The 10631-nt window shown below is 70.2% G+C and carries 10 protein-coding genes; 4 read left to right on the top strand and 6 right to left on the bottom strand.

The genetic code is table 11. The annotated features are described in order from the left end of the window. Positions 1-11 precede the first annotated feature (11 nt). The 4 genes from Adu01nite_RS32860 to Adu01nite_RS32845 all read right to left on the bottom strand — a co-directional run bounded on the left by Adu01nite_RS32860 (position 12) and on the right by Adu01nite_RS32845 (position 3846). Entirely contained in the window at positions 12-662 is a 651-nt protein-coding gene (locus Adu01nite_RS32860) for an aminodeoxychorismate/anthranilate synthase component II (protein ID WP_203732778.1), read from the bottom strand. Between the two features lies 1 nt (position 663). Then, a complete protein-coding gene (locus tag Adu01nite_RS32855; RefSeq protein ID WP_203732776.1) occupies positions 664-981 on the bottom strand; it encodes a hypothetical protein in 318 nt (105 codons plus the stop codon). Positions 982-985: 4 nt separating this feature from the next. Continuing rightward, complete coding sequence (locus Adu01nite_RS48080) at positions 986-2707, bottom strand: class E sortase (RefSeq protein WP_239132868.1); 1722 nt, start codon at positions 2705-2707, stop codon at positions 986-988. 329 nt (positions 2708-3036) lie between these two features. After that, positions 3037-3846, bottom strand: coding sequence for a DUF881 domain-containing protein (locus Adu01nite_RS32845; RefSeq protein WP_203732774.1), 810 nt, complete (start codon positions 3844-3846; stop codon positions 3037-3039). A gap of 200 nt (positions 3847-4046) precedes the next feature. Between Adu01nite_RS32845 and Adu01nite_RS32840 the strand changes: the two genes are divergently transcribed. Beyond that, the gene (locus Adu01nite_RS32840; protein ID WP_203732772.1) at positions 4047-4313 is read left to right on the top strand and encodes a cell division protein CrgA; all 267 of its coding nucleotides are present in this window, start codon (positions 4047-4049) and stop codon (positions 4311-4313) included. Between the two features lie 251 nt (positions 4314-4564). Beyond that, positions 4565-6700: a (Fe-S)-binding protein gene (locus Adu01nite_RS32835; RefSeq protein WP_203732771.1), complete on the top strand. Its 2136-nt coding sequence runs from the start codon at positions 4565-4567 to the stop codon at positions 6698-6700. Here the strand turns inward: Adu01nite_RS32835 and Adu01nite_RS32830 are convergent. Next, positions 6697-7362 (bottom strand): GOLPH3/VPS74 family protein, encoded by a 666-nt coding sequence (locus Adu01nite_RS32830; RefSeq protein WP_203732769.1) that lies wholly within the window; start codon positions 7360-7362, stop codon positions 6697-6699. The two genes, Adu01nite_RS32835 and Adu01nite_RS32830, sit on opposite strands and share 4 nt — an antisense overlap. A gap of 125 nt (positions 7363-7487) precedes the next feature. Between Adu01nite_RS32830 and Adu01nite_RS32825 the strand changes: the two genes are divergently transcribed. Both Adu01nite_RS32825 and Adu01nite_RS32820 read left to right on the top strand, forming a co-directional pair. Further along, complete coding sequence (locus Adu01nite_RS32825; protein WP_203732767.1) at positions 7488-8822, top strand: hemolysin family protein; 1335 nt, start codon at positions 7488-7490, stop codon at positions 8820-8822. After that, positions 8815-9849, top strand: coding sequence for a hemolysin family protein (locus Adu01nite_RS32820; protein WP_203732765.1), 1035 nt, complete (start codon positions 8815-8817; stop codon positions 9847-9849). Before Adu01nite_RS32825 ends, Adu01nite_RS32820 begins: the two co-directional genes overlap by 8 nt. Here the strand turns inward: Adu01nite_RS32820 and Adu01nite_RS32815 are convergent. Beyond that, positions 9846-10622 (bottom strand): ABC transporter ATP-binding protein, encoded by a 777-nt coding sequence (locus Adu01nite_RS32815; RefSeq protein WP_203732763.1) that lies wholly within the window; start codon positions 10620-10622, stop codon positions 9846-9848. The two genes, Adu01nite_RS32820 and Adu01nite_RS32815, sit on opposite strands and share 4 nt — an antisense overlap. Positions 10623-10631 lie beyond the last annotated feature (9 nt).

The following is a 10631-nucleotide window of genomic DNA, read 5'->3' as shown; positions in this document are numbered from 1 at the left end:
GACCCAACGGGTCAGGCTGAGGCGAAAGCCGCTCGCCGCCGGGTCTCGACCTCGGCGGCCAGCGGCGGGGCCTTCTCCAGCGCCGACGGCAGGCCGCAGGAGGCCAGCCAGTTCGCCAGCATGGTGTGGCCGCCCTCGGTGAGCACCGACTCCGGGTGGAACTGCACGCCCTCGATCGGCAGGGTGCGGTGGCGCATGGCCATCACGATGCCGGACTCGGTGCGGCCGGTCACCTCGATCTCGTCCGGCAGCGTCTCCGGCACGACCGCCAGCGAGTGGTAGCGGGTCGCGGTGAAGGGCTCGGGCAGGCCGGCCAGCACGCCCGCACCGGTGTGGTGCACTTCGGACGTCTTGCCGTGCAGCAGCTCCGGGGCGCGGGTCACGGTGGCACCGAAGGCCGCGCCGAACGCCTGATGGCCGAGACAAACCCCGAACATCGGGACCTTCCCGGCGTACGCCCGAATGGTGTCCATCATGATGCCGGCGCGTTCCGGCGTGCCCGGGCCCGGTGAAAGCAGAATGCCGGCGGCGCCGAAGGTGCCGACGTCGGCGACCGAGATCTCGTCGTTGCGCCGCACCTCGCACTCGGCACCGAGCTGGCCGAGGTATTGCACCAGGTTGAAGACGAATGAGTCGTAGTTGTCGATAACGAGGATGCGCACGTCAATCACCTGGGAGAGCGGTCTTCGACTTGGACGGGGAGGCACTGCCCGACGGGTGCGGGGCGTTGGATTCGGTGCTGTAGGGGATCTCGTCGGGGCCGTCGACACTTGTCGACGAGATGACGTTCGGGTCTTCCTGGGCCGGGCCCTGCTGCTCGGTGCCCGAGCCCACCTGCACGTCGTCGAACGGCAACAGCGGGGTCGCCCAGGGGAAGACGACGTACCAGAGCAGGGCGCCGGTCGCGGCGATCAGGCCGAGCGACCCGAGCAGCTTGCCCGGGGTGCCGAACGGAAGTTTGCGCCAGATCCAGGCGTACATCGCCCTACGCCTTCATCTCGGCCGGCATGCCGGCGTCGGCCAGGGACTGGTTGCGCGGCACCTTCGAAGCCAGCTCGGCGTGCACGATGAGCCGCTGGTAGTTGTTGAACTTCGGGTTGCACGTGGTCAGCGTGAGCAGCGACTTGGTCGGCTTCAGGCCCGGCTTGTCGGGGACCGCGGCGACGACCTCGACGGCGCTCGGCTTGACGACCTCGTGGCCGTAGACCTTGTAGACGTACCAGTAGTCCTTGGTCTCGACGCCGATCACGTCACCCGGCTTCAGCTCGTCGAGCCGCCAGAAGATCTTCCGGATCCGGTGGCCGGCCACCGAGAAGTTGCCGACCTGGCCGGGGAGCGCGGTGTCCGGGTAGTGGCCGGGCGCGTACTTGATGTCCTGCGGGCGGACACCGTTGACGACCACCCACTCCTTGTCGAGCTTCGGGATGTAGAGGCGGCCGACCAGGCCGTTCCCGGGCGCGGCCGGCGCCTTCGCGGCCGACGTGGTGGTCGGCGCCACGGTCGGGTCGCTCCACTGCTGGTCGAGCTCGCTGGCCAGGGTGTCCTGCTCGTCCTGCACCTTGGCCGAATTGCCGAACACCTCGTAGCCCGCGAACAGCAGGATGATCAGACCGAAGGTGATCATCAGCTCGCCGGAGAACCGGACGCCGGCCCGGATCCGGGAGCCCACCGTCGGCCGGGTCAGCTCGGAATACACGCTCTTGTATCCCTCGCCGGTCTGCTCGGGCCGCAGCTTGACCACCCGCTCACCGCGTTTCGGCTTCACGTCCTCGCTCTCGTCGAACGGTTCCGGGTTTCGCGCCGGGCCGCCCGGTCGTACCGGTGGGGCCTGGGCCGCGCCGACCGCGGCGGCGGGGTCGGCGCCGGCCTTCGCGGCCTTCGCCGCGAGCCCGGGCACCGCGGACATGAGAGCGGTGGGTTCGCGCACTGCCGACAGCGGGTGGGCTTCCCTGGGTTTCACTGCGGGGAGTACGCCGGTCGGCATGTCCCCGCCGATGACGGTGGTCTCGCTGGGATCCAGCGAAAGGCCGCCGAAGCCGGGTTGAGGGCGGGCGGGCACCGGGCTTCGGGGGAATCCGCTCCCGGCGGAAGCAGGTGCGGGAGAGGCGGGGAAGGCGCCCGCTCCGGCGGAAGAGGCCGGGAAAGCGCTGGGCCGGCCGGCTTGGGCGGCGGCGCCGTGACCCTGCGCGGTGGCATGGGCCTGCATGGCGGCGGCGTGAGCCTGTGCGGCGGCGGTATTGGCCTGGGCGCGAGGGGCCTCGCGGCGGGCAACCTCCGGCGTGGAGGCGGCGGCCTGCTGGGATCGCTCGGCGGGCGGGCTCGCGGGGGCGTTTGCGGCGGCGTTTGCGGGGCCGCTCGCGGGGCCGCTCGCGGCGGCGAAGAAGTCGAACGCGTTGTCGCCGGCCGGCGCGGCCTGGGGCGGCTCCGGGGTGCGGCGGCGTGCCGCCAGCGCGGCGGCGTGCACGTCATCGGCTGCTCCCGCTTTTGCGCCGGTCGGGCTCGGGGCGGGGGAGCCAGGGGTCGCGACGACCGTCTCGGACGCCGGGTGGGCCGCCAGCGGGTGCTGGGCCGCGGAAATCGGCGGAGCGGTCGGGCGGGACTGTCCGGCGGGGACGGTCGGGCCCTCGAAGGCTGGGGAGGCGGGCCGGGTGAAATCGGCGCGGGCGGCCGCGATGCGACGCTCGGCGGCCGAGTCGGTGCCGATCACGGCGGTCTCCGCCGCCGAGGGAACACCGGGCCGGGCCGGCGGAACCGGCGGCTGGGCCGGCGCGGCCGTCGGCTGAGCAATCGCCGGTGGCGCGGGCTTCGGTGCGACGTTCGGCGGTGCCGGCGGGCCGGATGGCGGCGGGCCGGATGGCGGCGCGGTGGGCGCGGGTGGGACGGGCGCGCTGCCGAGGCCGACCGGGGGCGTCAATGGACCGCCCGGGACGCCGTCGGCGGATGCGTCGGTGATTCTCGGGATGTACGCCGTGTGGGCGTCGGCATCCGGGGCACGGTGGCGTCCCGAGTTAGGGGATGGGTGGTTCTCCGAAGCCATTACTCGGCCACCCGCGCGGATCGGAGGTCACTCGACCCGTCGTACGCCCGCACAGTCACGTTCCTCTCGACGGTTTCCGTGTAGCCGAGGCCGAAATCGGCCACCGCGTCCCGGAATTGTTGGACTCCCTCCGCGGATTCCAACGCTCGACGCATTGCTGTGGGTTCGCCGATCGCTGTGATCTTGAATGGTGGAGAGAAGACCTGGCCGTGTAGTAGCAGCGTGTTGCCGACACAGCGTACCGCGCTGGTGGAGATGACGCGGACATCCATGATCGACATTGCCTCGGCCCCACCTGCCCACATGGCGTTCACGACCGCTTGAACATCACCCTGGTGGACGACAAGGTCGTCATTGTCGGGGGCGTTCGTGCCGAGATCCGTACCGCGTCGGGGTGAGTCGTTGAGGGTGACGGTGAGGCCGGGCCCGGCGAGAGCGGTGAAGCCGGCCTGGGCGCGCAGTGCGTCGGCCCGCTCCCGGGCCTCCTTGACCGGCAGGTCGGTCTCGGCGAGCCGGGCCGAGTCGGCCTCGACCCCGGCGCGGAGGGTGGCGGCGACCTTCTCCCGGTCTTGCAGGCGTTCCCGCTTGTCGGCGATCACCTGGGCGAGCTGCGGACGCCGGTCGTCGCGGAGCTGGGTACCGTCGGCGGTGCGCGCCGAGGTGGTGAAGAGCAGGCCGGCCGCGAGGGCGATCAGCGGGACGACGACCGACCACCCGCGGGTGCGCTGGGTGCGCCGGCGAGGTCGCAGGCCGCCCACAGCCCGCCGCAGCACGAGTCGCCACGACGGCGCGCCGGTCGTGTATTCCACGTCCTCATCCCTTCGGAATTTAAGGCAACAGCCTCCCGAAATGCCTCGCCCGGCATTTTCCTTGCCTGGCGGTTGCCTGTCTGCGCGCCGCCTTGACTACGCTAGCTGTCGAACAGTATTCGCCACGGGCAGCATTCGGGCACATCCCGAGCCGCTCAGCGGTGGGTTGTTCACCACTTGTTGCCCTTCAGGAGAGCACCGTGCCGAAGTCTCAGGTTCGCAAGAAGAAGGTCTACACCCCGCCGACGGACATTCGTCCAGCGGCGGCTGCAGCGGCTTCCAAGAAGCCGAGCCCGGTCTGGCTGCCGATGACGGCGGTCGCGTTGATCGTGATCGGCATCGCGTGGCTGGTCGTCTACTACCTGTCCTCGCAGAAGTGGCCGGTGGAGTCGTGGTCGTACTGGAACCTCGCGGTCGGCTTCGGATGCATGGTCGCGTCGCTGGGCATCCTGTCCCGCTGGCGTTAGCCCTCGGTGCCCGCTTCGCGCGGGTAGTGTGATCTTCGTCCGAATTGAGCGCATCCCGCGCAAAGTGCGGGGTGCGCTTTTCGGCTACCGGTGTGCGCCCTGTGGCGTTACCCGGCGCCACTTGACCAGCCGCGTGCGGCCGTCTATTACTCGTGGGTAACATTGGCCGACAATGCTGACTGCCGACGCGACGTCCTCCGGGCGGTGCGGCGAACCCGCGCAGGGGCATGGCCGTTCGAGGAGGGCACGACGTGGGGATAGCGCAGATCATCGCTACCGTCCTGGCGGGCGCCGTCACGATCACGGCCTTGGTGCTCGCGGCGCGAGCAGTCTTGACCATCACCGCGGTCATCCGGCAGGGCCAACCGGCTCCGGAGCGCTTCACCGACAAGGGCACCCGGACCAAGCGGATGCTGACCGAGACGCTCGGTCACACCCGGATGCTGAAGTGGAGCGCGATCGGCGCCGCCCACTGGCTGGTGATGGTCTCCTTCATGATCCTGTTCCTGCTGGTCGTGGAGGCGTACTTCGAGGTCGTCGACCCCGAGGGCGGGCTGCCGATCGTCGGGCACTGGCTGGTCTACGGGTTCGTCACCGAGTGGATCGGCATCCTCGGCCTGGCCGGCATCCTCTACCTGATCTTCGTGCGGCAGAAGGCGATCCGGGCCAAGCGCAGCCGGTTCACCGGTTCGACGATGTGGCAGGCGTACGTCGTCGAGGCGGTCATCCTCGGCGTGCTGGTCTGCGGCTTCCTGATCCGCGGCTTCAAGGTCGCGAATGACACGTTCGAGTACCCGAGTTGGGCCACCCCGCTCAGCCACGGCGTCGGCGCGCTGCTCCCGGCCGCGCACGACGGGCCGACCTGGGTGGCGCTGACCAAGCTGTTCATCTCGATGGGCTGGCTGATCACGATCGGCCTCAACCCGACGATGGGCGTGGCCTGGCACCGCTTCCTGGCGTTCTTCAACATCTTCTTCAAGCGCAGCCCGGAGAAGCCGGCCGGTTCCGGCCTGGGCGCGCTCAAGCCGATGATGAGTGGGGGCAAGCCGCTCGACTTCGAGGAGGCCGACCCGGAGAAGGACCAGTTCGGGGTCGCCCAGGTCGAGCAGTTCGCCTGGAAGGGCCTGCTCGACTTCTCCACCTGCACCGAGTGCGGCCGCTGCCAGTCGCAGTGCCCGGCGTGGAACACGGCCAAGCCGCTGTCGCCGAAGCTTCTGGTGCTGTCGTTGCGCGACCACGCGTACGCAAAAGCTCCTTATCTTCTCGGTGGTGGCGGTAAAGACCTGACCGGCGAGGAGAAGGCGACCGAGGCGCAGCTCGCGCACATGGACGTCCTCGCCCTCGCCGAGGGCAACCGGCCGCTCATCGGTACCGAAGAGGAGCAGGGCGTCATCGACCCGGACGTGCTGTGGTCGTGCACCACCTGCGGCGCCTGCGTCGAGCAGTGCCCGGTCGACATCGAGCACATCGACCACATCGTCGACATGCGGCGCTATCAGGTGCTGATCGAGTCGAGCTTCCCGTCCGAGGCCGGCGTCATGCTCCGCAACCTGGAGAACAAGGGCAACCCGTGGGGCGCGCCGCAGAACACCCGGGAGGACTGGACCAAGGGTCTGGACTTCGAGGTGCCGCGGGTCGGCGAGAAGGAAGACTTCGAGTACCTGTTCTGGGTCGGCTGCGCCGGTGCGTTCGAGGACCGGGCCAAGAAGACCACCCGCGCGGTGGCGAAGCTGCTGCACGAAGCCGGCGTCGACTACGCGATCCTCGGCGAGGGCGAGACCTGCACCGGTGACCCGGCCCGGCGGATCGGCAACGAGTTCGTCTTCCAGATGCTCGCCCAGCAGAACGTCGAGACGCTGCAGGAAGCGAACGTCAAGAAGATCGTGGCGACCTGCCCGCACTGCTTCAACACGCTCGGCAACGAGTACGAGCAGCTCGGCCTCAAGGTCGAGGTGGTGCACCACACCCAGCTGCTCGCCCACCTGGTCGCCACCGGCAAGCTGACGCCGGTGCAACCGATCGAGGGGGGCGTCACCTACCACGACCCCTGCTACCTGGGCCGGCACAACCGGGTGTTCGACGCACCCCGCGAGGTCCTGACGACAGCGATCGCGGGCGACATCAAAGAGATGCCGCGCAACCAGGAACGCTCCTTCTGCTGCGGCGCCGGCGGTGCCCGCATGTGGATGGAGGAGCGGATCGGCAAGCGGATCAACATCGAGCGCACCGAGGAGGCCCTCTCCACCGGTGCCAAGACGATCGCGGTCGGCTGCCCGTTCTGCTACACGATGGTCGGCGATGGCGTGACCGCCAAGGGCGAGCAGGAGAACGTCGAGGTCGTCGACGTGGCCACCGTGCTGCTCCGCTCGCTGAAGCAGGAGGTCTAGGCGCTCGAGCCGGCGGTTGCCGCGGTGGTCGAGGCGATGATCGCGACCATCACGGCGGCCTGGATCTCCTCGATCGTCTTGCGGACCGCCTCGGCCGCCCAGGAGCCCTCGCCGATCTCCTTGAGCCGGGCGGTCACCCGCTTACGGTCCAGGTCGCGGAGCACCTTGCGGTCGAGCTCGGTCGCGGCGACCAGGGCACAGAGCGCGGCCGTGCGCGGCTCGACCGGGCCGGTGCCGAGGACGGCGGCGCGGATCCGCTCGCGGGCCGCGGCCTCGACGGCCGGCAGCTCGCCGGTGGCCGGCGGGTAGAGGGTGCGCGGGAACACCCACAGCACCTTGTCCTTCTCCACGGTGAGCACACCCTCGGTGACCAGCTTCTCGAGCACCCGGGGGCGGGCCTGCTTGGCGAGCTTCGAGATCCAGTGCCCGGCTTTGCGGGGTTTCTCCGCCTCGATCGCGGCCAGCGCCTGGTCGGTCAGCGGATCGCCGGTCGGCGCGGTGGAAAGCACCACGACCCGCTTGTCCTCGACGTCGACCCGCCCGGCGAGCGCCAGCTCGAGCAGGAGAGCACCACCGAGCCCGTTGTCCAGGTGCGTGCCGTCGGTCAGCGGTGCGCCGCTCTCGTCGTACGCCAGAAGCAGGAACTCTTCCGCAAGGCTCATGCCACGACGGTAGCCGCCCGGGGCCGCCGAGGGCCCACCGCAGGCGATTCGGGGAGTCGAGCGGGACCGTGTTAACGCATGTGCATGAGCGGTCCGGCACAATAAGGACCGAGGTGAAACCGATCATGGACGGCGTGCTCCTGACCGCGGTGCTCCCGTTGGCGGCGTTCGCGCTGCTCACGGCGGCTAACGCGTTCTTCGTGGCAGCCGAGTTCGGGCTTGTCACGGTCGACCGGGCCGAGATCGACAAGCGTGCCCGCGAGGGTGACCGGCGGGCCCGGACGGTCCAGAAGGTGCTGCACGGGCTCTCGTTCCAGCTGTCCGGCACCCAGCTCGGCATCACCTTGGCCACGATTCTCACCGGCTATCTGGCCGAGCCGGCCCTCTCCAAGCTCTTCGACCCGCTGGTCGAGCCGATCGCCGGCGACGCCACCGAGGGGATCACGCACGCGCTCGCCCTGATCGTGGCGACCCTGCTCTCGATGCTCTTCGGCGAGCTGGTGCCGAAGAACGCGGCGCTGGCCCGGCCGATGCGGGTCGCGCTGGCCACCGCCGCACCGCTGCGCACGTTCTCCAAGGTCTTCCGCTGGCTGATCGCCGGCCTGAACGGCTCGGCCAACTGGCTCGTCCGCCGGATCGGCATCGAGCCGCAGGAGGAGCTGGCCAGCGCCCGCTCGCCCGAGGAACTGGGGCTGCTCGCCGCGATCAGTGCCCGGGCCGGGGCGCTGCCGACCGAGACGGCCACCCTGATGCGCCGCACGATCCGCTTCGGCGAGAAACGCGCCGCCAAGGCGATGACCCCCCGGGTCGACGTGGTCGGGCTCAAGACCACCGCGAGCGTGGCCGACCTCATCGCGGTGGCGCGGGAGTCCGGGCACACCCGCTTCCCGGTCTACGAGAACACCATCGACGTGGTCACCGGGGTGGCCGGGGTGCCGGACGCACTCGGGGTGCCACTCGAGCGGCGTGCCGCGACCCCGGTCGCGACGATTTCCAAGGAGCCGGTGTACGTGCCGGAGAGCCTGAGCCTCGACAAGGTGCTGTCCGCCCTGCGCGCCGCCGACGCCGACCTCGCGATCGTGGTCGACGAGTACGGCGGCACCGACGGCGTGGTGACCGTCGAGGACCTGATCGAGGAACTGGTCGGCGAGATCACCGACGAGTACGACACCGAGGTCGCCGAGGCCGCCATGCAGGACCTGACGGCGCCGGGCGGGGGCCGGACCTTCCTGGTCGACGGGCTGCTGCGCGAGGACGAGCTGATGGAGCAGACCGGGTTCGCGCTGCCCGAGGGGCCGTACGAGACGCTTGCCGGTTTTCTGCTCGCCCGGCTCGGCCACATCCCGGTGGTCGGCGAATCGCTGCTGGACAACGGCTGGGAGTTCACCGTGATGGAGGTCGACCGGCACCGGGTCGAGCAGGTCCGGGTCGTCTCGCCGCCGGAGCCCGCCGATGATTAAGATCCTGGTCACGATCCTGCTGCTGCTCGGCAACGGCCTTTTCGTGGGTGGCGAGTTCTCGCTGATCGCCTCGCGGCGGACGGCGTTGGAGCCGCTCGCCGCCACCTCCCGGCGGGCCCAGTGGGCGCTCTCGGCGATGAACCAGATCCCGCTGATGATCGCCGGCGCTCAGCTCGGCATCACCATCTGCTCGCTCGGCCTCGGCGCCCTCGCCGAGCCGGCCCTCGCGCACCTGCTGGAGGGTCCGTTCGAGTCGGTCGGCCTGCCGGAAAACATGATCCACCCGGTCGCCTTCGTGCTGGCCCTGGTCGTGGTGGTCTTCCTGCACACGGTCGTCGGCGAGATGGTGCCGAAAAACATCACGCTGGCCGGCCCGGAACGCTCGGCGCTGATCCTCGGCCCGTTCATGCTGGCCTTCTGCATCGCCACCAAGCCGGTCCTCAATGCGATGCGCTGGGCGTCCCGCACGGTGCTGAAGCTGTGGAAGATCGAGGCGACCGACGCGGTGAAGACGGTCTTCACCGCCGAGGAGCTGGCCGGCATGGTCACCCAGGCGCGCAGCGAGGGCCTGCTCGGCTCCGAGCAGTACGCCCGGATCCACGCGGCCCTCGGCCTCAGCGAACGCTCCGCCGCCGACACGCTGCGCCCCTGGTCGGGGGTGACGACGGTGGCCGACGACGTATCGCCGGCGACGATCGAGGCGGTGGCCACCCGCACCGGCCGGTCCCGCTTCCCGGTGCTGCAGCGGGAAACCCGGCGGGTGCTGGGCTTCGTGCACGTCAAGGACATTCTTGGGTACGCGGCGGGGCAGCGCAGCCTGCCCATCCCGGCCGAGATCATCCGGCCGTTGGCCACCGTCCCGCCGGACCGCACGCTCGCCGACCTGCTGCTCACCATGCGCCGCGACCGCCTGCACATCGTGCTGGTGAGCGACGGCCGGCGGCCGCTCGGCGTGATCACATTGGACGATGTGATCCACGCCGTGGTCGGCGAGCCGGCCCACCCGCTGCCGGCCGCCGCGTCCTAGCGGGCGGCGGCGCCTTTGGCCTCCTGGATGCGGGCGTAGACGTGCGAGCGCAGCTCGACGAAGCGGGCCTCGGACCGGGTCTTGAGCTGGTCGCGCTCGGCGGACAGGTCGATGTCCAGGCTTTCCAGCACGTGGGTCGGTGACGAGGAGAGCATCACCACCCGTTCGCCCAGGTAGACCGCCTCGTCGATGTCGTGCGTGACGAACAGCATGGTCATCCCGAACCGCTGCCACACCGTACGGACCAGGTCTTCCAGGTCGGCCCGGGTCTGCGCGTCGACGGCCGCGAACGGCTCGTCCATGAGCATGACCTTGGGCTGGAAGGCGATCGCCCGGGCGATCGCGACGCGCTGCTGCATGCCGCCGGAGAGCTGCCACGGGTAGGCCTTGCCGGCGTCGCCGAGACCGACCGCGCTCAGCGACTCGCTGACGAGCTTCCGGCGTTCGGCCCTGCCGACCCCCTTCGACTTCAGCGGGAGCTCGATGTTCTCGGCGACCCGCAGCCAGGGGAACAGGCTCCGCCCGTACTCCTGGAAGACGATCGCCAGGCCGTCCGGCGGCCCGGTGACCGTCTGCCCGGCGACCTTGACCTCGCCCGAGGTCGGCGCGAGCAGGCCGCCGAGGCAGCGCAGCAGCGTGGTCTTGCCGCAGCCGGACGGTCCGACGACGCAGACGAACTGGCCGTCCTCGACCGTCAGCGTGATGTCGCCGAGCGCCTCGACCTGGCGGCCGTGACCGCCGTAGACCTTGCGGAGTGCATTGATCTCCAGCATCGCAAACCC

Source organism: Paractinoplanes durhamensis (assembly GCF_016862175.1).
GTDB lineage: Bacteria > Actinomycetota > Actinomycetes > Mycobacteriales > Micromonosporaceae > Actinoplanes > Actinoplanes durhamensis.
This window is presented reverse-complemented; position numbering and strand designations above follow the sequence as displayed.

Excerpts from the sequence above, each read along its gene's own strand:
- Adu01nite_RS32830 (WP_203732769.1), bottom strand. The coding sequence starts at position 7,362 with ATGAGCCTTGCGGAAGAGTTCCTGCTTCTGGCGTACGACGAGAGCGGC.
- Adu01nite_RS32825 (WP_203732767.1), top strand. The coding sequence starts at position 7,488 with ATGGACGGCGTGCTCCTGACCGCGGTGCTCCCGTTGGCGGCGTTCGCG.
- Adu01nite_RS32815 (WP_203732763.1), bottom strand. The coding sequence starts at position 10,622 with ATGCTGGAGATCAATGCACTCCGCAAGGTCTACGGCGGTCACGGCCGC.
- Adu01nite_RS32855 (WP_203732776.1), bottom strand. The coding sequence starts at position 981 with ATGTACGCCTGGATCTGGCGCAAACTTCCGTTCGGCACCCCGGGCAAG.
- Adu01nite_RS32820 (WP_203732765.1), top strand. The coding sequence starts at position 8,815 with ATGATTAAGATCCTGGTCACGATCCTGCTGCTGCTCGGCAACGGCCTT.